The organism is Dellaglioa sp. CoH-57-MRSF-20 (assembly GCF_056781955.1).
This window is the reverse complement of sequence record NZ_JBXAXV010000001.1, coordinates 161,632-185,666: the sequence shown is the minus strand read 5'-3', so window position 1 is coordinate 185,666 and position 24,035 is coordinate 161,632. Positions and strand designations below refer to the sequence as shown.

Genomic DNA, 24,035 nt, shown 5'->3' with positions numbered 1-24,035 from the left:
TTAGTTATCCACCCATCAATTTTATATGTTATTGAAGAATATTTAATACGTAAAGTAAGAATAGGAATACAAAGAACAAGATATACATTACAGGCCCGATTTCTTTTCTACGACCTGCTGCCATCATTGTAATTGGGTATAATACGAAACCAAAGGCAATACCATACGAGATGTTGTAAGTTAAAGGCATTCCGACAACCATTAAAAATGCTGGTACTGCTACTTCAAATCGACCCCAATCAATACCCTTTAATGATTGTGCCATTAAAATACCAACAACGATTAAAACGGGCGCCGTCACTTGTGATGTCACAACTGTCAGAAGTGGTGAAAAGAATAAACTTAGAACGAACATAAACCCGACAACTAATGATGTCAGTCCAGTTCTTCCCCCAACTGCAATTCCAGCTGATGATTCAACATAAGCAGCAGTTGGTGTTGTTCCCAGAACAGATCCGGCTAACATTGAAGCAGAATCAGATAATAACGCGCGACCAACTCGTGGCATTTTATTATTTTTCATAAATCCTGCTTGAGTAGCTAACCCGATTAAAGTTCCCGCCGTATCGAAAAAGGCTACCATCAAGAATATTAAAACAACAGACCAAAGTTGAAGTGAGTTAATTTTATGTAAATTTTCAACCCCTACTCCAAATGTTGGTGCCAAACTTGGAACAGAAGAAATAATATGTGTTGGTAATTTGATAAGTCCCATAACTAACCCTAAAATAGTTGTCGCAACCATTCCAATAAAGATTGAGCCAGGAATTTTTTTAGCCATTAAGATAACAATCACAACGAGTCCAAAAATTGTCAGCCATGTAGTTGGCACCGTTAGTGAACCAATCGCGACCAATGTTGATTGGTTTCCAATGATAAGTCCACCTTCTTGTAATCCAACAAAAGCGATAAACAACCCAATACCTGCGGCCATTGCTAATTTTAAGTCATGTGGAATTGCATCTATCACAATTTCACGAATTTTAAAGAACGTAATAAGCATAAAGATAATTGAGGCAACCACAACACCGGCCATTGCCGTTTGCCATGGAATACCCATTCCAATAACAACTGAATAAGTAAAGAATGCATTGTCACCTAATCCTGGAGCAATTGCGATAGGATAATTAGCTAAGAATGCCATCAAGAAACAACCGAACGCGGCAGATATTGCTGTTGCTGTAAACACAGCTCCTTTGTCCATACCCGCAGCGCCCAAAACTTGAGGATTAACGAATAATATATAAGCCATAGATACGAAAGTTGTTAATCCAGCCATTGATTCACGTTTAACCGTTGAACCTGACTCATTAATATGAAATAACCGATCAAAAATACCTGATTTTCCCTCTGTATTATTCATGCAATATAATCTCCCTATGTTGTGATTTTTTATATTATGTACAGTATATTACGCGAATTAAATAAAAAATCAATACAAAATACGCACTTTTGTAGATTTATTAACATTTAAAGTTCGTGTTTTGACTATTTTCAAAAATAAAAAAACTGTTAAAAAGGTTTTAACAACCAATCTAACAGTTTTTAAGTGCTAACTAACTTTTATATTTTTTTAATTTCCGTAAGGATTATCGATTAATTTAGTACGTTTAACTTCATCAATATTATGCGTTCCAGTTAATTGCATTGTTAATTCTAATTCATGTTGGAAGTAATTAAAGACATTTTGAACACCTTTATGACCACCAAGTGCCAAGCCATAAACAACTGGGCGACCGATTGCAACTAAGTCTGCACCACTTGCTAAGGCTTTATAAACATGAGCTCCACGTCTTACACCACTATCAAAGACAACAGGCACACGCTTATCAACAGTTTCTGCTACTTCTTGAAGTGCATCAAATGCAGCGATTCCGCCATCAATTTGACGACCACCATGATTTGAAACCCAGACGCCACCAGCACCTGAATTAATTGCAACACTTGCATCTTCTCCACCTTGGATTCCTTTAACAAAGACAGGTAAACCTGAATATTCTGCTAAGAATTCAACATCTTTTGGACTTAAGCGTTGCTTTGCTGAACCATAAACAGCATCCATTGTTTGACCAACACCACTTTGATAAGCTTGAACAATTGGCATTGCTAGTGGGAAAGTGAATCCATTACGTTTATCTGTTTCACGATTACCACCAACAGTTGCATCAGCAGTTAAAACAATTGCTTTAACCCCATTAGCTTTTGCTTCATCCATAATATTACGATTAATACCATCGTCTTTACTCATATAGAATTGGAACCATTGTGGTTGACCATTAGCTTGACTTGATATTTCTTTAAATGATTTCGTTGCAAATGAACTTGCTGTGTAGATTGAACCATAATCTGAAACACCCTTAGCGCTATCAATTTCACCTTTAACATGAGCTAATGCATGTGCAGCAACTGGTGCCATAATAATAGGCGATGTGATTTCATCTCCGAAAATAGTTGTTTTTGTATCGGGATGATCAATTTCTTGTAACACTCTAGGTCTAATTAGTTTATGATTAAATGCCTTTATATTTTCTTCTAAAGTATACAAATCTCCAGCTCCACTAGAGATATAACCAAATCCACCCTTTGGAATAATCTTTTCTGCATCTTTTTCTAAATCAAAAGCATTAATAACGGTAATATCTTTTTCTAAATCGCTTGTAATGTAATCTGTCATATTAAACTCCCCTTTTATGTTGCACCCAACTTATCTTGTCTAAATAATAGCACTGAATAAAGCATTGTGCAAGCGTTTGCACACATAACTACTAATATTTTTTTATCTATAAATATTAACTACTACTAACACTATTCTATTAATTAAAAATGAGATAATTCACCATTTAATTAGGTAAATTATCTCATTCCATTTAAAGCTAAATATCGTTACGTCTATAGTCCATTAGTCCATGACTAATTTCAGCTGTTTGCCCATATACCTTCGTATAAAGTTGGTATAATTTTCCCTATCTCATCCCTATAAATAATTCAATTTTCCTCTAAAATCTTCAATACTTTGGTACCCTTTTTCTGCCATAATTTCTTCTAGCTCAGTTGTTAGTCGTTCAAAAACAGCGGGTCCTTCAACCATCAACGCTGTTCCAACTTGCACCATACTTGCTCCACATAGAATATGTTCAAAAACATCTTTACCAGTTTGAATGCCACCAGTTCCGATTACTTGAATATTCTTATTTAATCGTTGATAGAACGCATGTACATTAGCTAAAGCAGTCGGCTTAACATATTCGCCGCCAATACCACCAAAACCTTGCTTGGGTTTAATAACGACCGTTTCTGTATCATCATTAATATATAGTCCATTCCCAATACTATTGATACTATTGACATAAGACAATGGATATTTATTTAAAATAGCAGCCATTTGATCAAAATGAATAATATCAAAGTACGGTGGTAATTTAACTCCTAACGGTTTGTGATAACTATTAAAAACAGCTTTTAATATCGCATCAACTGTTTCAAAGTCATAACCCGTTTGGGGCTTTCCTGGTACATTAGGACAAGATAAATTTAATTCAACAATTCCTGCAAAATCTGAATCTGTTACTTTTTGAAGTAACTCGAGATCTTCCGCTAGATTAAAACCCGTAATTGATAAAAAGTATGTTTTACCAGGATGGTTTATCTGATTTTGAGAGACAAAATCTAAATAGTAATCAACGCCATTATTTGGTAAGCCCATTGAATTAATACTACCGAATTCTGTTTCAAAATAACGAGGTTCTGGATTACCCTTACGTGGTTGAAGCGTGCCACTCTTCGTTACAAAAGTTGCCGCCTTAGAACTTTCGACGGCAAGTAATTCGTCGCTATCCATACAATAAACACCCGATGCATTCATCATACAATTATCAAAATTTGAACCCGCTAAAGTCGTTGCTGTTGAAATCAAAAAAATCCCTCCTTCATATTGATACTAGTATACCTTATCAAAATTCAAATTGTTACTTTTTTCACAAAAAAAGACAGCGATATCATTCGCTGTCTTAAACGTTTTATTTTAAAATAATTTGGTAAGCATATCGTGCTGAGTTAACGCCATCTTCCATATGAATGATACCTTTATAATCAAATCCATTTGAGGTAATGACATGTTGCATCCCTTTATTTTCAGGATGTGTATCAACGCGAACATCTTTGTAACCCAATGATCTCGCAATTGTTAATAAGCCTGAAATCATTTTTTCTGATAAACGTTGACCTCTAAATTTTGAAGAAACAGCAACTCGATGAATAGCCGAATAACGTGCTTGTGGGCCATTAATCCATTCGCCATCTTCAATGTTAAGATACATAGGATCTATTCCTAGCCAAAGTGCAGCAGTTCCTGCGATTTCATCTCCAACCATTAAGACATAAGTCAATTGATCTTTAATATCTTGTTCTAAATGGTTCGCCGCCGGGTAAGCACCTTGCCATTGGTCAATTCCCTGTTCTTTAAGGTAAGCTTTTGCTTCCTCAATAATTCCTGTAATTGCTGGTAAGTCTTCTGGCGTTGCCAGTCTTAAGTAAGATACAGTCACTGTTACACATCCTTTATTATGCTTAATCTATTCGTATAAATACGATTGAAAAATTATTATATCGCATAATTTATCAATATACAATAAAAATACCCTTTAAAATTTACTATAAAAAACCTCTATTATTGAATTAAAATTCAATAATAGAGGTTTAACTTAATAATAAATTATTTCAGACATTTAACCTATGCTACAGCTAAGAATAACCCTGCGGCAATCACTGCGCCAGCAAATGGTCCGAAAATTGGTACCCAACTATATGACCAATCTGATCCACCTTTGTTCGCAATTGGTAAAATAGCATGTGCAATACGAGGACCTAAATCACGGGCCGGATTAATTGCATAACCAGTTGTCCCACCAAGTGAAAGACCAATACCAACAATTAAGATACCAACAACGACTGGTGTTAAACCATCTGTAAAGTTACCTTTTGTGAATGCTAGCAAACTAAAGATTAAGACAAATGTCCCAATTAATTCACTTAAAAAGTTATATAGATTACTTTTTATTGCAGGAGCAGTTGCGAATGATCCAAATATTGCATCAGAATCTTTCGTCTCTTTCCAATGTGGCATGTATTGAACCCATACCAGAAAAGCACCAACGATACCACCAGCAACCTGGACAACCATATATGGTAATACAGAAGACCAAGCAATCTTACCAACAATTGCCATTGCCAAAGTTACAGCTGGATTCAAATGTCCTGGTCCCATAAAGGCTGACGCATAGACACCCAAGGTTACGGCAATTCCCCAACCTAATGTGATTGCAATCCAACCAGCACCTTCAGCTTTTGACTTACGTAACGAAACACCAGCAACAACCCCATTACCTAATAATACTAAAATCATTGTGCCTAAAAATTCACCCAAAAGTTGCGTCATAAGACTTGTTGTCATCACACTCACCCCTATTTTTGATGGTTATTTTAAGTAATTCATATCTGATTCTGCAATTGTTGCATCTAAATCTGCAGTTTGTTTTGCTTTTTCTTCTTTAGTCCAGCTATAGTAACTTGCCATTTCGTTAATTACGCCAACTTTAACAGCATCTAATGTATCGCGATGGAAAAGAATATGGTTAGTACGACGCATTAAGTAATCAGTTGGTGTTAACGTCATTTCTTCTTCCATTGAATAGTGAAGACTAGCTGTTTCACCTAAAGAAAGTCCTTCTGCTGCTTTAACGTGAGTCATTTGACTAAATACACGTGCTGCATTTGAACCAAATAAGTTAGCAAATACTGTAGCTTCTTCTTCAGTCAACCCATTGTCCATTCCTTGTTTTGCGAAGAAACTAATTGTTGCTTCAACGTTGTTAGGATCAATATCACCACCTGAAACAGGTAAGTTTTTAGAATCAATCGCATTGAATTCTTGACTATAATTATCTTTCAATAATTTTGTAATTGCAGCCATGGCACCGGCAGCCATCTTACGGTAATCTGTAATTTTACCACCAGCTAATGTTAATAAGCCATCTTTTGAAATAGTCAATGAACTTCCACGTGAAACTTGTGATGCACTTGTCTTATCTTCAGAAAGTGTACTTTCCAAATCATTCAAGACATCTTCAACATCTGTTTTAGTTACTTCATCTTTTTCAAAACGTTCAATAACGTTAATAACATCATTGAAACTCTTCTCACTAATTTTACCTGAGTTTCCACCATTGTAATCTGAACTTCCGTTTGATGAAATCAATGGACGTAATCCAGCCCAACTTGATTCAATATCACTAATTTTGACATTAGCTGTTGGGAAACGTTCGTTAATAATATCAAGTAAGTAATCAGCATCTTCTTGTTCAACACGAGGATGTTCAAAATCACCATGGAAATCAGTATCTGTTGTTCCAAAATATGTTTTATCTTCTCTTGGCACAACGAAGATCATACGACCATCTTGTTTTCCAGAATCAAAGTATGTTGGTTGTGGTACATTTAATTTTTTAGAATCAACAACTAAATGAACACCTTTTGTTGGGCGCATTTGTGGTACAAAATCTTCATCAGTATCCATTTTACGGATAAAATCAGACCATGGACCCGTTGTATTAATAACATATTTAGCATGAATATCAAATTCTTCGCCACTAATTAAATCTAATACATGAACACCAGTAATTTTACCGTCAGCATGCAATAAGTCTAAAGCCTTGATACGACTAACCATCAAGCCGCCATCTTCATGTGCTTTTTTGATATTTTCAATAACTAAACGTGAATCATTATTCTTAAAATCAAGGTAGACACCGCCACCCATTAATTTATCAGATTTTAATTGTGGTTCGCGTTGTAAAACTTCTGCTTTAGAAATTGTGTAGTTAACCCATTGAGGATCAACAACACCTGCCAATTGATCATATAAATTCATTGCAACTTTTACTGAGAACATATCAAAAGTTGCGCCGGGTTCATCATAAATAGGCAATAACATTGATTGTGGACGTGGAATATGTGGTGCAATATGTTGAACCACTGCACGTTCTTGAACAGTATCAGAAACAACTCCGACGTCGAATGTCTTCAAGTAACGAATACCACCATGAACTAATTTTGTTGAACGCGATGATGTTCCTTCAGCGAAATCTTGCATTTCAATTAATCCGTTATTTAAACCCATAGCACTTGCTTGAATAGCAACGCCGGCACCGGTGATACCACCACCAATTGTTAATAAATCCAATTCTTCATTCTTTAATCGTTCGATATCTTGTTTTCTTGATGTTGCTGAAAATGACATAGTTGTATCCCCCTTATTTATTGTTTTTCTTCATTGGTTTATGTTTAAATACTCGAGTTGCTTCAACCGCTTGTTGCCAACCTGCGTATAGATCTTCGCTTTCTTCCACAGGCATTGTTGGTTTAAAAATATCCCCTTCAGTATACTCAGCTTTGAGTTCTTCTAGGTCTTTCCAATAACCAACGGCTAATCCAGCTAAGAAGGCTGCTCCTAAAGCAGTTGTCTCAAGGTCATGAGCACGTTCGATAGGTGTATTTAAAATATCTGCTTGGAAATTCATCAGATAATCATTCTTAGCTGCACCACCATCAACTTTTAGTAACGGAATTTTAATTCCCGTATCTAGTTCCATTGTTTTCACAACATCTCTAGTTTGGTAAGCCAATGATTGTAACGTTGCTTTAATGAAATCTTCACGTGTTGTTCCACGAGTAATTCCAAAGACTGAACCTCGTGCATCAGGATCCCAATAAGGTGCTCCCAATCCTGTAAAGGCAGGTACAACATAAACTTCATTATCATTCGTCGATTCTTTAGCTGCTTGTTCTGTGTCTGGTGCATGTTCCACCAAGCGCATCCCGTCTCTTAACCATTGAATTGCTGAACCAGCAACGAAGATACTACCTTCCAAAGCGTAATAAACTTTACCATTAATCCCATAACCAATTGTCGTTAATAAATTATTTTTAGATAATTTAGGTTCTGTCCCTGTATTCATGACAATAAATGAACCTGTTCCATAAGTATTCTTAACCATTCCTGGTTCAAATGCCATTTGACCAAACAAAGCAGCTTGTTGATCTCCAGCCATTCCTGAAATTGGCACTTCACTACCATAAAAATGATAATCTTTCGTATGTCCGTAAACTTCAGAATTTGATTTAACTTCTGGTAACATAACTGCTGGAATATTCATAATTTTTAGAATTTCTTCATCCCACTTCAAATCATGAATGTTAAATAACATTGTCCGACTAGCATTAGAATAATCAGTTACATGTGTTTCGTCACCTGATAATTTCCATGTTAACCAAGTATCAATAGTTCCAAAAAGTAATTCGCCTTTTTCGGCTCTTTCTTGGGCGCCATCAACATGATCTAAAATCCAACGAATTTTAGTTGCTGAGAAGTAGGCATCTATCAGTAATCCTGTCTTTTCATGAATTAATTCATCATAGCCATCTTGTTTTAATTGTTCCGCAATTTCTGCCGTTTGACGTGATTGCCAAACAATTGCGTTGTAGATGGGTAATCCCGTTTTCTTATCCCAGATAACAGTTGTTTCACGTTGGTTGGTAATCCCAACTCCTGCTATTTGCTTAGGTTTAATCCCGGAATCGATAAATGTATTTGCGATTGTCGATAATACTGCGTTCCATATCTCATTTGCATTGTGCTCAACCCAGCCAGGTTGAGGAAAATATTGTGGAAATTCGCGTTGTGCATCAGAAACTTTCTGACCTTTGTGATTAAATATAATTGCTCTTGTACTTGTCGTTCCTTCATCAATAGATAAAATATATTTTTCCAAATAACTCACATTCTTTCTTTTTAATTATTTATGAAAACGCTATCATTTACCAATATGGATATTATACATCTTCAAAAATACGTTGTCAATTAGATTGCGCAAAATACATTGTTACAAAATTTGTTATTCTCCCTCGTTTTGTAAACCTTTTCTTAAAATTATGGTATATTGGGACTAGTACCAATATGATTTTAATCTAGGGAGGTTATACTTATGAAAGCATTTGGCTTTAACCAATATGGTGACGCAACCGTATTTGAGGAATTAAAAGTTAATCCAGAAGTAGCGCTTAAATCAAAACAGGTTAGGGTTTCAATCGAAGCGATTGGCATTAACCCATTTGATGCAATTTTACGTGCCGGTTATATGAAAGACGTTATGCCTTTACCATTTCCAATTGTACCTGGAGGTGACGTAACGGGTATTATTACTGAAATTGGCGATGAAGTTACTCATTTTAATATCGGTGATGCTGTTGTTGTTCATAAGGCTTTCGGTGGCTACGCAGAAGAACTTGTCGTCTTTACATCACATATTGCTAAGCGACCTGATAATATGACGATTGCTGAAGCTGCTGGGCTACCAACACCTGGTATAGCGGCATACAATATTTTGAACTTTTTTGCAAAAGCAAGGGCTGGTGAAACCATCTTTATTGAAGGCGCTTCTGGAAGTGTCGGATCGATTTTAGTGCAACTTGCTAAATTGATGGAATTAACTGTTCTCGCTAGTGGTTCAAGCACCAACGAACCCTATGTTCGTCGACTAGGTGCAGATCATTATAGCGCCTACGATAAAGAAAATCCCGCCGAAACTTTTAAAGATATGGCTGACATTGTTGTTGATGCAACTCCTGGCGGTCTTGGCAGTGAGGTAGGCGTCAAAGCATTGAAGACAAACGGCAGAATGGTATCGTTAGTTAGCGTTCCAACCGACTCTGTTCAAGCATCAAAGCCACTCGCAGATTACTACCTTGTTGAGAATGTTAAAGAGTTAAAAGATAGTGACACGCTAACTTTCTTAACAGATTTAATGATGCAAGATGAATTAGAAATTAAAATAGCAAAAAAATATCACTTTAATTTAACCGATATTATTGAAACCCATAAACAATTAAATTCACCACATAATGCAGGTAAAATGGTTATAATCGTTAAAGGAAATTAAAAGTCTAAGGAGCATTTATTATGTCAGTAAACGAAAAGTTAACACAAGATGTTTATAAAGATTTAGGTGAAGCTGTTAATTTCACCATTCTAAACTTAAATCACAAAGATCAAAAAGTTGAATTAGAAGCAGTTCAAGAGCTATCTGACCGTATTCCGGCCATCATCCGTAGTATGAACGTTCGTTATCCAAAAGCTAACTTAAAAGTTGCCTTTGGTTTTGGCTCTGATGCTTGGGATTATCTTTTCCCTGATGCTATCAAACCTGTTGAACTTACCCATTTTAAAGAAATTGTTGGGCCTAAATACACTGCCATTTCAACTCCTGGCGATTTATTCTTTCATGTTCGCGCTGGTGAAAGTGCTGTTGTCTATGAAGTTATGGCGCAATTTATGCTTTTCATTAAGGATGTCACAACTGTAGAAGATGAAACACACGGCTTCCGTTATTTTGAAGGCCGCGCCGTTATTGGTTTCATTGATGGTACTGAAAACCCAGATGTTAATGAAGCACTCGATTACGCCGTTATTGGGGGCGAAGATCCTGATTTTACAAACGGTTCTTATGCTTTTGCTCAAAAGTATATCCATAATATGGCCGCTTGGAATGCCTTAAAGACTGAAGACCAAGAAAAAGCAATTGGTCGGAAGAAAGATTCTGATTTAGAATTAACTGACGAAGAAAAATTACCAAATTCTCATAACGTTGCTTCACAAGATATGAAAGATGGCATTGAGCATAAAATTGTCCGTATGAACGTTCCCTTCTCAGAACCTGGGAAAGACATTACAGGGACATACTTCATTGGTTACGCACGTCATTTTGCAGTAACTAATCGAATGCTCATTAATATGTTCGAAAGTAAAAGTGATCGATTATTAGATTTCAGTACCGCTGAAACCGGTAATTTATTCTTTATCCCTTCAAAAACAACTTTAGAACAAATTGTGGATGGAAATCTATAACACGAAAGTCTGAGATTATTTTTTCAGATGCAGATAAAATTCTCAATTATTATCATTAGAAATCTAAATCGGTGCTTACGAATCTTTATTTTCGTAAGCACCGATTTTATTTGATATAAATCATATTTGATTACTCTTCTTACACAAAAAAAGGATATCGCTTTAACAGCGATATCCTTTAAAATATTAATTATTTTTTAATTTCAACATATTCAAGATCAAACATCTTAGCAAGATCAACAACTTGTTGTTCCTTCACGTTCATTGAAAGAACAGTATGATGACCACCACCATTTTCAATCCATGAATGAACGCCTTCTTTAAAACTTGGTTCTGGAATCCATAATTGACGAGCTACTGGCAAGTTAGGAGCTTCAACTTCTGGTTTTTGACCTTCAACAGAGTTAATTAATAATTTGTATTCAGTACCAAAGTCAGACATTGAAACAACGACACCTTTACCATTTGAACCATCAAAGATCAAACGAGCTGGATCTTCGCGGTCACCAATACCTAATGGATGTACTTCCACGCGTGGTTTTGTTGAAGCTAATGTAGGATCAACTTCTAACATATGTGAACCAAGAGTTACTTCATGACCCGCACGTAAATCATACGTGTAATCTTCCATAAATCCAGTAGCTTTATTATGTGCAAGAACCTTCATCAAACGGTCGATTGCAGCAGTCTTCCAGTCACCTTCACCAGCGAAACCATAACCTTCAGCGTTTAAACGTTGAACAGCCATACCTGGTAATTGTTTCATGCCCCAAAGATCTTCGAAGTTAGATGTGAATGCATTGTAGCCACCACGTTCCATAAATTTACGTAAAGCAATTTCAATTCTAATTTGTTCTTTAACATGGTCTTCGTAGAAGGCAGGATCGTTGTCGCCAACAACCATATCGTACATACTTTCACATTCTTTATATGTTGCATTAATTTCAGCGTCAGTTACTTCTTTCATTTCAGCAACTAAATCACCAATACCAAAGTAATCTACAGTCCAACCAAATTTGATTTGTGCTTCAACTTTATCACCATCTGTAACGGCAACATTACGCATGTTATCGCCAAAACGAGCAACTTTAATGTTGAAACTTTCACCGTAAGCAACAGCAACATCCATCCAGTCAGCAATTTGTGATTGAACTGCTTCATCTTTCCAGTAACCAACAACAACTTTATTATGTTTTTGAAGACGAGCATTGATAAAGCCGTATTCACGGTCTCCATGAGCACTTTGGTTTGTGTTCATGTAATCCATATCAATTGTTGACCAAGGAATATTTTCACCAAATTGTGTTGCTAAATGTAGCAATGGTTTTTGTAATAATTTTGTTCCACGAATCCAGTTTTTAGCAGGTGAGAAAGTATGCATCCAAGTAATCACACCAGCAACTTTGTCTTCAAAGTTAGCTTCTTTCATGATGTTAGTAATAACTTCAGCAGTTGTTGCAACTTCTTTAAAGACAATTTTGTATGGTAGTGAACCACTAGCATTTAAATTATCAATAATTTTTTCTGCATCACCTTGAACAACGTCTAAAACATCTTGACCGTATAAACCTTGACTACCGACAACGAACCAAAATTCTTTTTCACTAACTTTTAACATAATATAATTCCTCCTAATAGTTTATTATTTTTAAAAACGTGTTTTAGTGTTTAATTTGACCATAATATGCATTTTTACCATGTTTTCTTAGGAAATGCTTATCCAATAAGTATTGTGGCATGTCAATTGCATGTGGATTCAATTGCAATGTATGATAAGTCATCTTTGCAACTTCTTCTAAGACAACAGCATTATGCACAGCATCTAAAGCAGATGTACCCCATGTAAATGGACCATGATCATTAACCAAAACAGCTGGAATTTGATCAGGATCGAGTCCACGTTTTTTGAACGTTTCGACAATCACGTCACCTGTTTGTTTTTCATATTCTGTGACAACTTCAGCTTCATTCATGATACGGCTTGCTGGAACTGAGCCATAAAAGGTATCTGCATGTGTTGTACCGGCTGCTGGAATATCCAAGCCTGCTTGTGCGAATGAAACAGCCCAAGGTGAGTGAGTATGAACGACACCTTTAATATTAGGGAAGTTATTGTATAGAATGCGATGCGTTTCTGTATCGCTTGAGGGATTCATATCACCCTCAATTTTCTTACCGTCTAAATCAACAACAACCATATCTTCAGGTTTTAAATCATCGTAATCAACACCAGATGGTTTGATGACGAATAACCCTTTTTCACGATCGATTCCACTCACGTTACCCCATGTAAAGGTAATTAAGTTGTACTTAGGTAACAGCATGTTAGCATCGTACACTTCTTGTTTTAGCTTTTCTAACATATATACTAGTTCCTCTTTTCTTCCTTAATTTTTTTTATTGCCTCTGACTCAATAGACAAGCCAGCTTCGTATCTAGCTATAAATGTATTGTAACCTTCTACACCTTCAGGTTCTGGGCTTAACGTCATACTTTCTGGGTCTACAAAAACTTCATGATCTAAGAAGTCTTCTAAGCTTTGACCGTTATTATTTTTCTTAGCAAATATTGCTAAGACAGCCATTCCCCAAGGTCCACCCTCACCAGCAGTATTCATAACCGTAATTGGAATATTCAACGTATTAGCTAATACTTGTTGTCCGATTACAGCTGTTTTTAAAATACCACCTTGAGCAATCATTACATCAGTTTGGATATGTTCTTCTTGACTTAAAATATCCATTCCAATCTTAAGTGGTGCAAATGCCGCATATAATTGCGTCTTGATGAAGTTAGGTAATGTAAAGTTACTGTTAGGTGTTCGAACAAATAATGGACGACCTTCAGGCATATGTGTAATATTTTCACCTGATAAGTAACTATAATTCATTAATCCACCTGCATCGGCATCAGCATGAGTTGATTCTAAGAATAATCGTTCATACAACTGATCTGGTGTTAAATGAACACCTAGTTTTGCTGCGAACTCGCCAAAGATTGAAGCCCATGCATTAATATCTGACGAACTATTATTAACATGAACCATTGCAACTGGCGCACCACTTGGTGTTGTTACAATATCAATATCTTTGTACACTTTTTTCATAGGCTGATCTAAAACAGTCATAGAAAAAGCAGAGGTTCCAACTGAGATATTACCTGTTCTCTTACGTACACTGTTGGTCCCAACCATCCCTGTACCTGCGTCACCTTCAGGTGGTGCCATCAAGCTACCACTTTCAAGTTTGCCACTAACATCAAGTAATTTAGCTCCTGTATCTGTTAATGATCCAGCATTTTCACCAGCTCTCAAAACAGTAGGTAGGATGTCTTTAATATCCCAATCATAAGCAGAAACTTTTTCAATACCACTGAATTTATCTAATAAATCAGCTGAGTATGTGCCTGTTTTTTCATCAATTGGGAAAATACCAGAGGCATCCCCAATTCCGATAACTTTTTTACCAGATAACATATAATGAACATAACTAGCTAATGTTTCTAAATGACCAATGTCATTTACATGGGCTTCATTATTTAAAACAGCTTGATAAAGATGTGCAATACTCCAACGTTGTGGAATATTGAAGTTTAACAACTCTGTTAATTCATCAGCTGATTGTTCTGTATTATTATTTCTCCATGTTCTAAAGGGAACTAATAAATCATCAGATTTCGAAAAGACAAGGTAACCATGCATCATAGCACTGATACCAATTGAATCTATTTTTGTTAATGATTCATGGTATTTGCTTTGAACATTTGCAGCCATTTGTCTATAACTAGCTTGAATCCCCGTCCAAACTTGTTCAAGAGAATAAGTCCAAAGACCATCCTCCAATTGGTTTTCCCAATTGAAGCTCCCTGTTGCAATTGTCTTAAAATCGTCCGTAACTAAAACTGCTTTGATACGTGTTGAGCCTAATTCAATTCCAAGTGAAACTTGACCATTTTTTATTGCTTGAGATGTTTTTACTAAATCCATATCAATTACACTCCTAACGTATAGGTTACTTAATTTCTTGTACCTTCTTTTTCAATTTCTTCTAATGAGCGACCACGTGTTTCTGGAACGAAGAAACGAATGAATAGAACACCTAATAAACAAATGATTCCGAAGATTGCGAACACAGCATCTTGTGGCATTGAAGCTGTCATAATAGGGAATAATAGTCCTACTAAGAATGATCCAATCCAGTTAGCTGAAGATGCAATTCCTGAAGCACTTCCACGAACAGCTAATGGGAATAATTCACCAACTAATACCCATGTAAGTGGAGCCCATGTAAATGAGTAGAATGCAACGTAGATACATAAGAAAACAACAATCATCATAGGACTCGTATTTGGTACAACCATGTTAATGATTGTAGGTAAGATAAATGATAGTCCCATTACTAAACCGCCAAGAATTAAAAGTGTTCTACGTTTAAATTTATCTGCAATAACTAAGAATAAGAGTGAACCTAAGACAAGGATAATCCCTTGAATAATTGGCCACATTAGTGCTGAACTTGCTTCATTCCCAGTTGCTTTTTCAACAATTAAAGGAATGTAATAGAAGATTGCGTTAGCCCCTTGGAATTGTTGGAATGCAGCAACACCAACACCGGCCATAACTAAGTAACGATATTTACCTGTGAATAATTGAACCATTGATGTTTTTTCAATATGATTTTCTTCACCCGCAGTAGTTTGAATATCAGCTAATTCTTGTTCAACTTCATTAGCTGGACGAATCCAAGTTAATACTTGGCGAGCTTCATCAACTTTATTTGTTTTAACTAAGAAACGAGGTGATTCTGGTAAACGTGAAACCCCAAAGTATAAAACAACAGCTGGTACTGCTGCTAAGCCAAGCATAACGCGCCATGCCCATGCTTCAGGTAAATCTTTTAATAGAAAATCCATAATATATGAAAGTAACATTCCGGAAACAATCATTGTTTGATTAATTCCTGATAGTCGTCCTCGTAATTTAGCCGGAGACATTTCTGACATGTATGCTGGTACTAATGCTGATGAAGCACCAACTGCTAGTCCAAGGAAAATACGAACAATAATTAAATACATTTGGCCATTATTTGGTGAGAATGATGCGAGTAATGAACCAATAACGAAAATAATAGCTGACATCAAAATCATTTTACGTCGACCTAGCTTATCTGAAAGCTTACCGGCTAACGCGCCACCAAAGATGGCACCGAACATAACTCCTGAAGTAATCCAACCAACGGTTCCGGCACTATTTTGAAGAGCCCAATCTTTTTGCAAGAATGGTAAAGCCCCCGTCATAACCCCGATATCGTATCCGAACAAAATTCCTCCGAATGACCCAAAAAAGTAAATAAACTTACTAGATATTTTCTTTTCTTTTTGCATATGACACCTCCAAATTTTATTGTCCGATTGGTACGACCAACCGAAAAACCTACAGCAACCGTTTTCTGAAAACGTTTGCATTTATCAACAAGGTCATTTTCTCACATTCATTCGAACAAATCAATAGTTATTTTTATTTGTTCGAATGAATTTCAAAAAAATAAGTATTACTCAAATTTGAGTAATACTTATCATGCTTTAATTCCTATTTTTAACGCTTTCTCGAATGATTAGCTTTGCATCATATACGACAGATTTCGCCGACATTGTTTTAGAATTAATCATTTTTAATAACATCGTCGCAGCTTCTCGGCCCATTTTTTCCTTTGGATGTCTAATTGTTGTTAATTTAGGTGACATATATTTTGATAATTGATAATCATCAAAACCAACAATTGAGATATCTTCAGGAATTTTCATTCCCATCGACTTAACAATATCTATTAATTTAATGGCAAGCTGGTCATTGTAACAAACAATCGCGGTTGGATGATCCGATCTATGCAGAATCTTTTCAATTTTTTTATAGATATTTTGCATTGAATCAGCAGATTGGTACATCAATATCTCACTTTGGTATGAAATAGCTGAATGTTCCATATAAGCTTGCACGAATCCATTCATTCTTAACTGACCTTGTTTATCATCCACTTTAAAAATACCAAGTATTTTTCCATGTCCTTCATTTATCAAATGCTCTGTAGCAACCTCACTACCATTAAAATCATTTAACTCTAAGTATGGAATTTCCAAGTTTTCATAATGTGCATTAATAAAAAGGACTGGTATTTTTTGCGCCACTATCTTTTCGTATAAATCCTTATTTTTATTTATTAATGCGCTTTGTGTTGGTTCTACGATTAGTCCAGATAAATTCATTTCAAGCATTCTTAAAAGGCTATATCGTTCTTTTTCAGCATTATCAAGCGTATTACTTAGCATGATTGTATATCCCTCTTCAGAAATAATACGATCTATTCCAGTGATAATATTTGGAAAAATATAATCAGCAATATGTGTCGTCATGACACCAATTATTTTATTATTTTGTGTCACTTTTTTTACAGTATGCCAATCATTAACGAAGATACCGCCACCTTGTATTCGGTAGACATACCCTGCATTCTCTAAATCACCAATTGCTTTACGAACCGCATAACGACTAGATTCGTAAATCGACATTAACTGTGATTCAGTCATTAATTTATCGTTTACTTCATATTCACCCGCGACAATTTTCGCTTTAATTTCACGATAAACATGCTCATATTTGTTTTCCAAATCAAATCCACCACCTATTAATTCTAATTTTACCATACCCAGTATGTTAACTACGAAATTTTCATACGCTTAATATAAAAAGTAACCAACTAAAATAGTAATTAGTTAGTTACTTTAATTTTTTCATTTATGGTAATTTATTTCCTGCTGCACGATAAATTTCGTACCATTCTTCATGTGTTAGCTCAAGTTCTGAAGCATTCGCAATTTCAACAATTCTTTTTGCGTTCATTGTTCCAGCAATCACCTGCATTTTAGCTGGGTGACGTAGAATAAATGCTGTTGCGATTCCAGTATTAGTTGTTTCTTTTTCTTTAGCTAAACGGTTTAAAACTTCATTTAATTCAGCAAATTTTGGATTATCTAAGAATGTACCTTCAAAGAATCCGTATTGGAATGGTGACCATGCTTGAATCGTCATTTTTTTAAGACGCGAATATTCTAAAATACCGCCATCACGATTAATTCCAGCATCATTAACCATATTCACATTTGTTCCCAAATCAATCATTCCAGTGTGCATGACACCGAATTGGAGTTGGTTAACTAATAGTTTCATATCCAAAGCTTGTTGTAATAAATCAACTTGCCCAGGATAGAAATTACTAACACCAAAATGACGTACTTTTCCAGATTTTTGTAGTTTTTCAAATACACGAGCAATAGCTTCAGGTTCCATTAACGTATCAGGTCTGTGTAACAATAAGCTATCAATATATTCCGTATTTAATCGTTTTAAAATACCGTCAACACTTTTTTCAATGTGTTCAGCAGTAAAATTATACTCTACACCTGGAACGATACCACATTTTGATTGAAGAATAATGTCTTCACGTGATAACCCAGTTTCAGTAAATCCTGCCGCAAACACTTCTTCAGCTTTTCCTGCACCATAAATATCTGCGTGATCAAAGAAATTAATGCCATGATCAACTGATGTTTGAATCATTTCTGCAGCTTGCCCAGTCGACAATTCTGGCATGCGCATGCATCCCAAACCGACAGATGATACTTGAAGTTCGCTATCGCCTAAATTAATCATTTTCATTTTATTACCCCTTTTCAAGTCATGCCTTGATTCTAGCATTCAAATCAAGAAGGCGCTACCAAAACGATTACTTACTAGATATATAACTGGGTTTCTGCTGGCTTGGTTTCACTAATCACATCACCATTATGGACTGATAACATAACGGCAGCACGTGTATTCAACGCATCATAAAAATTATCACTATCCATAATGACGAAATTAGCTGGTTTTCCAACTTCAATTCCATAATGATCCATAACATGCATAGATTTAGCGCCATTAGTCGTCACAAATCGGTAAGCATTCATAATTTGACTATAACCCATAATCTGAGTCGCATGTAATCCCATGTGCAAGGCGTCTAACATGTTGCCATCTCCCATTGGATACCATGGATCTTTGATGTCATCTTCACCAAATGCAACGTTCAACCCATTCTCATCCAATTCTTTGACGCGTGTTAACCCACGACGCTTTGGATATGTGTCAAAACGTCCACCTAAGAACATATTTACAAGTGGATTAGCAATAAAGTTCATTTCTGACATCTTCAATAAACGCATTAATTTGTACAAATAAGCATCATCATATGAACCCATCGCTGTTGTATGTGATGCTGTAACCTTATCTTTCATCCCTGTTTCTAAAGCTAATGTCGCAACGGTTTCCAAGCTACGAGAACTAGGATCATCGATTTCATCCGTATGTGCATCAAATAATAAATTATATTTCTGAGCCAATTCAAAAGCGAAATGGAGTGATTCAACTGCATATTCTCTATTAAATTCAAAATGGGGAATTGCACCAATTGCATCCACTCCTAATTCAGCAGCTTTTGTCATTAATTCCTTCCCATTTGGAAATGATAAAATACCTTCTTGTGGGAAAGCAACTAATTGTAATTCCATCCAAGGTTTAACTTCTTCGCGGACCTCAATTAAAGCTTTCAAAGCCACTAAATCAGGATCAGTCACATCAACATGTGAACGAACAAACTGAACACCATGGGCTGCCTGCATTTTTAATGCTGTAACAGCACGTTCTTTAACATCTTCATGGGTTAACGTCTTTTTACGTTCAGACCAAATCCGAATGCCATCAAATAAAGTCCCAGATTCGTTCCATTCCGGATCACCTGCTGTGAGCGTTGAATCCAAATGAACATGTGGATCAACAAATGGCGGTAACATCAATTTATCGGTTGCATCAATGACTTTTTCATCAGCATTTTGTTGTAAATTTACCCCAATCTCAGTAAACATGCCATTTTCTACTCGAATATCTTGTAATTCTTCTTTATTTTCAATATGTACTTGTTTAATTAACATCGATTATCACTCCTCATTAAATTATCTATCATTCAAATTGTACATGACTTACACCCAATTTAATATTTTTAGTTAACTAAAAAAAGATTAATTCCAAGAATACTTAGAATTAATCTTTGAACTTTTATAATTAGTTTTTTTCTGCACCTAACTTAGTTGATTCATCTTCAATAAATTTAAAACCTGATTGTTTTTTTTCAGCTTGTGGATGTTTAGCACGTTCGTCCATTGCTTTTTGAGCCATTGCTTTGCGTTGTTCTTTACTCAACTTTGCCATTGCTATCGCCTCTTTTGATTTGGACAGTTATATTAAGTTCTAACTTCAACTTTCATTATAGTCCTATTTTATCAAAGTGGCACAAATTAAATCATTTATTTAAAATTACTGTTTTTTTGGGACGGTTGGTGTTGCTCTAAAAGCATTCACATTTTTATCCAAAATAACTTGTTCATTGCTTCCAGAATCTAAAATTGTATTTTGCGTTGACTTCTTTTCAACCAAAACAGTTGTTACTGTGACTTTTTTTAATTCTTCGGTTGCTAGTAACGCATCTACTTGTGCAGAAAATGCTGAATCGCCACTACCTGATTGAATTTCTGTAGCCACAACATTATTATTTGCAATATAATTACCATGTCCGGCAGCAAGTCGGATAATGACCGGTGTTGCACCAACTGGTTTAAGCGTGTTTTGATCAACCGTTTCTGAAAAATGATTTCCAATGACGGAATTATCATTACCGCTAATTGATAACAGCCCATATAAATCGTCTAATCCATTATCTCGATGTTGCATAGGCGCCCACGGTTCTTGATCATGCAGCATATGGTTTGAAGAAACCAATATCTCTGAGCAATTATCATCTAAAATAACCATTCCGGGATAAAATGCATGAATGCGATTATTTGTAACAGACGATTTCGTCACGCCAGATAATGAAATGCTACTTGCACCTCTTGGGAAAATATTATTAGTCGTAATTAGCAGTCCTCCGAAGTTTTCCGCAAAAATGGTATAGCCATTAAATCCAGCGCCCATTAAATTTTCAGTTACTTTCGAAGCTTGTCCCCATCCACGTAGTTCAATACAATTACCACATTCAGCAATAAAATTATCGTGGATTGTTAATGCATCTGCGTTATAAATGGTTACACCATGTTCTAAGTAAACAAAACCCATTTCTGTAATACGGAATGAATCTTGTGCACTTGCAACATAAATTCCAGTCTTACCATTCACATACGTATTTTCTGGATTTTTTTCGCCTGTGCCATCATCAATAAAGTGTAACCCATCAATATTAAAGTTCGAAAATTCGACTGAACTAATACGCGGATTTCCTTCTCTTGCAACATAGAAAGCTGCACCTTCAGATTCTTCATCCGTTGTTTTAGGATCGAGGTCAACAAGAACACGACTACCACCAGGCCATAATTCATGTAAATTTGACCATTCGTTTTGTGGTACGTTAAACCGAATGCTTGATGACGTAAATCCATGCCCAGATCCTTGAATTTTAAGAAAACTAATATCTATTAAGACTTGTGTACGCAAGTGATAATCAGCTGGTGGTAGATAAATAACTGCCCCTGGTTTTCCACCATCATTGCTATTACTATCAGTTTGATGACTTTTAATATCAGTAATAATACTATTAATAACTTCCCCAATATCTTCGTACGGGTTACCAATAGGCCATTTTGTTACATCATAATAATTTTTGTTTGTCATTATTTTACCCTCCAATTTTGTTAAATAACCCTATCATTCAGATAACATTTTTTCAGCTAAAGCGAAGTTTCCAACATTGGCTGATCCATTATTAGCAACTTGTGGTGCTGTAATATATTGATCTAATGGAGGAACGTCAACATAATCATTTAAAATTTCTTTGAATTCATGTCGCACTTTTTCCAATAAAACATCATTTGTAACGCCGCCCCCAAAAATAATTTTATTAGGACGTAAACTTAACGTTGTTTGAACGGCAGCCTGAGCAATATAGTAGGCCATAATATCCCAAGTTTTGTCTGTTAATGGGACATCTTTACCTTTTTTACCAGTCCGTGCTTCAAATGTTGGTCCAGCAACTAAGCCCTCTAAACAATCACCATGAAATGGACAGACACCTTTAAAATCAAGATCATCAGGATGTCTCTTAACTAAGACATGGCCCATTTCAGGATGGCCAATACCGCCAACTAAGTGGCCATCAATTACTGCTCCAGCGCCCACACCAGTTCCAATTGTGTAATAAACAAGTGAATTAATTTTCTCATTAAACAATGTCGACATTGTATATTCACCGTAAGCTGAACCATTTACATCCGTTGTCCAAAATGTTGGAATATCCAGTTTGCCCTTAAGAAATCCCAAGAAATCCGTATCACCCCAACCCGGTTTTGGTGTTTTCGTGATAAATCCATATTTAGGTGACGTTTTTCTGATTTCAATTGGTCCAAATGAGGCAACACTAAGTGCAGCTATTTCAAATTGCTTAAAATAGTCTACGACTGCCGTTAATGTTTCAACAGGTGTAGTCGTGGGAATTTGAATTTGATCCTTTACTTGATAATCTTCGTTACCTACCGCGCATACAAATTTAGTGCCACCTGCTTCAATACTTCCTAATAACATTACATTGTTCCTCCAAGTTCATATATTTTAATATCATAATTAGTTGAATCGCTACTTGTTTCAACTATAAGTTCCTTTTCATCATAAACCCTTTCAGAGAAACATGCTTCTCCATTATTCACAAATAATTCTGCTGAACTGTTGTCCATTAATAAATGAACATCCAATTCATTGGCAACGCTCACATTAGTTTCTCGAAGTAAATCGTCATTATACTTTTGTAATGTTACCTTACCTGTTGCAGCTTGATAGCTAACTTTTATTAATAATTTATTATCGCTATTTTTAATTTTAACGCTGACATTTTCTTGCCCATTAAAGTTCGCTAAATACTCAAAACTCTTTGTAGGGGCTTCAAAAATAGTGGTTGTATCCTTAGGTTTAGTGACATCTAATAATACTTTTTCGCGCAATTTTTTAATTTCTTCAACTGGTGTCATCAATAATTTACCATTTTTCATATTTAATTCTCTTGGAAATGTTAGTGCGCCTGCCCAACCATCTTCCTGTTCTGGCATGGGGCTCTCCCACATGTCCATCCATGCAAATATGATCCTTCTACCGTCAGGCGTAACCATTGATTGTGTTGCATAGAAATCATGTCCATAATCTAATTCAGTGAACTCACCATGATGTAATGAATGTGTCTCTTCATCAAATTTTCCAGTCAGATATCCTGTTTGGAAGAAATTTCTATATTTTAATTTATCAGCTTTAATTCCTTGTGGTGACATTACTAAAACGTCTTGTCCGTCAATTTCGAAAAGGTCAGGACATTCCCAAACGAATCCTTCAGAATCAACTGATTTAGCAGTTGCAATAGGTCCTAAGTAGTCCCAATGTTCTAAATCATCTGAGTTATACATAAGAACTCGACCCAAGCCATCCTTATTTTTGCTTCCGATTACAATATTATATTTTCCATTTTCAAACCAAATTTTTGGATCTCTAAAATCAGCATCATTATCTACAGGAGGCATTGAAATCACTGGATTACCAGCAAATTTTTCAAAAGTTATGCCATCATCACTAACGGCTAGGTTTTGATTCTGCCAATAACTATCCGGATCATTTTTGTCTTTCAAATTATGTCCTGTATAAATTAAATAGAGACGCTCATCCTTCACAATTGCGCTACCTGAAAAACAGCCATCCTGATCTTCTTGATCACCAGGAACCAAAGCAATTGGTAAGCTTTCCCAATTAACTAAATCTTTACTTCTTGAATGACCCCAATGCATTGGTCCCCACTGTGTTGAATTTGGATGATGTTGATAAAAGATGTGATAGTACCCTTTAAAAAAGCAAAACCCATTTGGATCATTCATCCAACCTGCTGGTGCCGTAATATGATACTTTAATCGATATCTTTCATCAGTTACCTCTGGATAATTAATCGTTTCATTTTTCAAAATTGTC

The 24,035-nt window shown here is 35.7% G+C and carries 20 protein-coding genes; 2 read left to right on the top strand and 18 right to left on the bottom strand.

Translation table 11 applies throughout. The features are described 5' to 3' along the window. Positions 1-28: 28 nt before the first annotated feature. The 7 genes from AC1RPN_RS00875 to glpK form a co-directional block, all read right to left on the bottom strand. Positions 29-1,363, bottom strand: coding sequence for an NCS2 family permease (locus AC1RPN_RS00875; RefSeq protein WP_481761000.1), 1,335 nt, complete (start codon positions 1,361-1,363; stop codon positions 29-31). A 210-nt stretch (positions 1,364-1,573) separates the two neighbouring features. Next, a complete protein-coding gene (locus tag AC1RPN_RS00870; RefSeq protein ID WP_481761001.1) occupies positions 1,574-2,674 on the bottom strand; it encodes a lactate oxidase in 1,101 nt (366 codons plus the stop codon). Positions 2,675-2,974: 300 nt separating this feature from the next. Continuing rightward, positions 2,975-3,913, bottom strand: coding sequence for a dihydroorotate oxidase (locus tag AC1RPN_RS00865; protein WP_481761002.1), 939 nt, complete (start codon positions 3,911-3,913; stop codon positions 2,975-2,977). A gap of 103 nt (positions 3,914-4,016) precedes the next feature. Beyond that, positions 4,017-4,544: a GNAT family N-acetyltransferase gene (locus tag AC1RPN_RS00860; RefSeq protein WP_409021765.1), complete on the bottom strand. Its 528-nt coding sequence runs from the start codon at positions 4,542-4,544 to the stop codon at positions 4,017-4,019. 185 nt (positions 4,545-4,729) lie between these two features. Continuing rightward, positions 4,730-5,449 carry an MIP/aquaporin family protein gene (locus AC1RPN_RS00855; protein ID WP_409022824.1) on the bottom strand — a complete coding sequence of 240 codons (720 nt, stop codon included), beginning with the start codon at positions 5,447-5,449 and terminating at the stop codon, positions 4,730-4,732. 24 nt (positions 5,450-5,473) lie between these two features. After that, positions 5,474-7,294, bottom strand: coding sequence for a type 1 glycerol-3-phosphate oxidase (glpO, locus tag AC1RPN_RS00850; protein ID WP_481761003.1), 1,821 nt, complete (start codon positions 7,292-7,294; stop codon positions 5,474-5,476). A 13-nt stretch (positions 7,295-7,307) separates the two neighbouring features. Next, the gene (gene glpK / locus AC1RPN_RS00845) at positions 7,308-8,825 is read right to left on the bottom strand and encodes a glycerol kinase GlpK (RefSeq protein ID WP_481761004.1); all 1,518 of its coding nucleotides are present in this window, start codon (positions 8,823-8,825) and stop codon (positions 7,308-7,310) included. Between the two features lie 213 nt (positions 8,826-9,038). On the opposite strand from glpK, the gene AC1RPN_RS00840 reads away from it, so the two are divergent. Further along, a complete protein-coding gene (locus AC1RPN_RS00840) occupies positions 9,039-9,992 on the top strand; it encodes an NADP-dependent oxidoreductase (RefSeq protein WP_481761005.1) in 954 nt (317 codons plus the stop codon). 20 nt (positions 9,993-10,012) lie between these two features. Then, positions 10,013-10,957 (top strand): Dyp-type peroxidase, encoded by a 945-nt coding sequence (locus tag AC1RPN_RS00835; RefSeq protein ID WP_481761006.1) that lies wholly within the window; start codon positions 10,013-10,015, stop codon positions 10,955-10,957. Positions 10,958-11,147: 190 nt separating this feature from the next. On the opposite strand, the gene araA is transcribed toward AC1RPN_RS00835, so the two are convergent. From araA to AC1RPN_RS00780, 11 genes are all read right to left on the bottom strand, one after another. Next, positions 11,148-12,575: an L-arabinose isomerase gene (gene araA / locus AC1RPN_RS00830; protein WP_481761007.1), complete on the bottom strand. Its 1,428-nt coding sequence runs from the start codon at positions 12,573-12,575 to the stop codon at positions 11,148-11,150. Between the two features lie 43 nt (positions 12,576-12,618). Continuing rightward, entirely contained in the window at positions 12,619-13,320 is a 702-nt protein-coding gene (locus AC1RPN_RS00825; protein WP_409021771.1) for an L-ribulose-5-phosphate 4-epimerase, read from the bottom strand. Between the two features lie 5 nt (positions 13,321-13,325). Then, complete coding sequence (locus AC1RPN_RS00820; protein ID WP_481761008.1) at positions 13,326-14,942, bottom strand: xylulokinase; 1,617 nt, start codon at positions 14,940-14,942, stop codon at positions 13,326-13,328. A 29-nt stretch (positions 14,943-14,971) separates the two neighbouring features. Continuing rightward, on the bottom strand, positions 14,972-16,339 hold the full coding sequence (locus tag AC1RPN_RS00815; protein WP_481761009.1) for a sugar porter family MFS transporter: 1,368 nt from the start codon (positions 16,337-16,339) through the stop codon (positions 14,972-14,974). Between the two features lie 198 nt (positions 16,340-16,537). Beyond that, positions 16,538-17,656, bottom strand: a complete 1,119-nt coding sequence (locus tag AC1RPN_RS00810; RefSeq protein WP_481761010.1) for a GntR family transcriptional regulator — start codon at positions 17,654-17,656, stop codon at positions 16,538-16,540. Between the two features lie 91 nt (positions 17,657-17,747). Continuing rightward, complete coding sequence (locus AC1RPN_RS00805; RefSeq protein WP_481761011.1) at positions 17,748-18,668, bottom strand: aldo/keto reductase; 921 nt, start codon at positions 18,666-18,668, stop codon at positions 17,748-17,750. A gap of 74 nt (positions 18,669-18,742) precedes the next feature. Beyond that, positions 18,743-19,978, bottom strand: a complete 1,236-nt coding sequence (gene codA / locus AC1RPN_RS00800; protein WP_481761012.1) for a cytosine deaminase — start codon at positions 19,976-19,978, stop codon at positions 18,743-18,745. A gap of 130 nt (positions 19,979-20,108) precedes the next feature. Beyond that, positions 20,109-20,255: a hypothetical protein gene (locus tag AC1RPN_RS00795; protein WP_409021777.1), complete on the bottom strand. Its 147-nt coding sequence runs from the start codon at positions 20,253-20,255 to the stop codon at positions 20,109-20,111. Between the two features lie 105 nt (positions 20,256-20,360). Next, positions 20,361-21,710 carry a NosD domain-containing protein gene (locus AC1RPN_RS00790; RefSeq protein ID WP_481761013.1) on the bottom strand — a complete coding sequence of 450 codons (1,350 nt, stop codon included), beginning with the start codon at positions 21,708-21,710 and terminating at the stop codon, positions 20,361-20,363. 33 nt (positions 21,711-21,743) lie between these two features. Continuing rightward, a complete protein-coding gene (gene scrK / locus AC1RPN_RS00785; protein WP_481761014.1) occupies positions 21,744-22,616 on the bottom strand; it encodes a fructokinase ScrK in 873 nt (290 codons plus the stop codon). Beyond that, complete coding sequence (locus AC1RPN_RS00780; protein ID WP_481761015.1) at positions 22,616-24,028, bottom strand: glycoside hydrolase family 32 protein; 1,413 nt, start codon at positions 24,026-24,028, stop codon at positions 22,616-22,618. The genes scrK and AC1RPN_RS00780 overlap by 1 nt, the downstream gene beginning before the upstream one ends. Positions 24,029-24,035: the final 7 nt, after the last annotated feature.

What these genes read in the sequence shown, in the direction of transcription:
- AC1RPN_RS00815 (WP_481761009.1), bottom strand. Translation starts at nt 16,339, where the DNA reads ATGCAAAAAGAAAAGAAAATATCTAGTAAGTTTATTTACTTTTTTGGG.
- AC1RPN_RS00795 (WP_409021777.1), bottom strand. Translation starts at nt 20,255, where the DNA reads ATGGCAAAGTTGAGTAAAGAACAACGCAAAGCAATGGCTCAAAAAGCA.
- AC1RPN_RS00805 (WP_481761011.1), bottom strand. Translation starts at nt 18,668, where the DNA reads ATGAAAATGATTAATTTAGGCGATAGCGAACTTCAAGTATCATCTGTC.
- AC1RPN_RS00820 (WP_481761008.1), bottom strand. Translation starts at nt 14,942, where the DNA reads ATGGATTTAGTAAAAACATCTCAAGCAATAAAAAATGGTCAAGTTTCA.
- AC1RPN_RS00870 (WP_481761001.1), bottom strand. Translation starts at nt 2,674, where the DNA reads ATGACAGATTACATTACAAGCGATTTAGAAAAAGATATTACCGTTATT.
- glpO (WP_481761003.1), bottom strand. Translation starts at nt 7,294, where the DNA reads ATGTCATTTTCAGCAACATCAAGAAAACAAGATATCGAACGATTAAAG.
- AC1RPN_RS00840 (WP_481761005.1), top strand. Translation starts at nt 9,039, where the DNA reads ATGAAAGCATTTGGCTTTAACCAATATGGTGACGCAACCGTATTTGAG.
- AC1RPN_RS00875 (WP_481761000.1), bottom strand. Translation starts at nt 1,363, where the DNA reads ATGAATAATACAGAGGGAAAATCAGGTATTTTTGATCGGTTATTTCAT.
- AC1RPN_RS00825 (WP_409021771.1), bottom strand. Translation starts at nt 13,320, where the DNA reads ATGTTAGAAAAGCTAAAACAAGAAGTGTACGATGCTAACATGCTGTTA.
- araA (WP_481761007.1), bottom strand. Translation starts at nt 12,575, where the DNA reads ATGTTAAAAGTTAGTGAAAAAGAATTTTGGTTCGTTGTCGGTAGTCAA.
- AC1RPN_RS00835 (WP_481761006.1), top strand. Translation starts at nt 10,013, where the DNA reads ATGTCAGTAAACGAAAAGTTAACACAAGATGTTTATAAAGATTTAGGT.
- AC1RPN_RS00790 (WP_481761013.1), bottom strand. Translation starts at nt 21,710, where the DNA reads ATGACAAACAAAAATTATTATGATGTAACAAAATGGCCTATTGGTAAC.
- AC1RPN_RS00810 (WP_481761010.1), bottom strand. Translation starts at nt 17,656, where the DNA reads ATGGTAAAATTAGAATTAATAGGTGGTGGATTTGATTTGGAAAACAAA.
- codA (WP_481761012.1), bottom strand. Translation starts at nt 19,978, where the DNA reads ATGTTAATTAAACAAGTACATATTGAAAATAAAGAAGAATTACAAGAT.
- AC1RPN_RS00855 (WP_409022824.1), bottom strand. Translation starts at nt 5,449, where the DNA reads ATGACAACAAGTCTTATGACGCAACTTTTGGGTGAATTTTTAGGCACA.
- scrK (WP_481761014.1), bottom strand. Translation starts at nt 22,616, where the DNA reads ATGTTATTAGGAAGTATTGAAGCAGGTGGCACTAAATTTGTATGCGCG.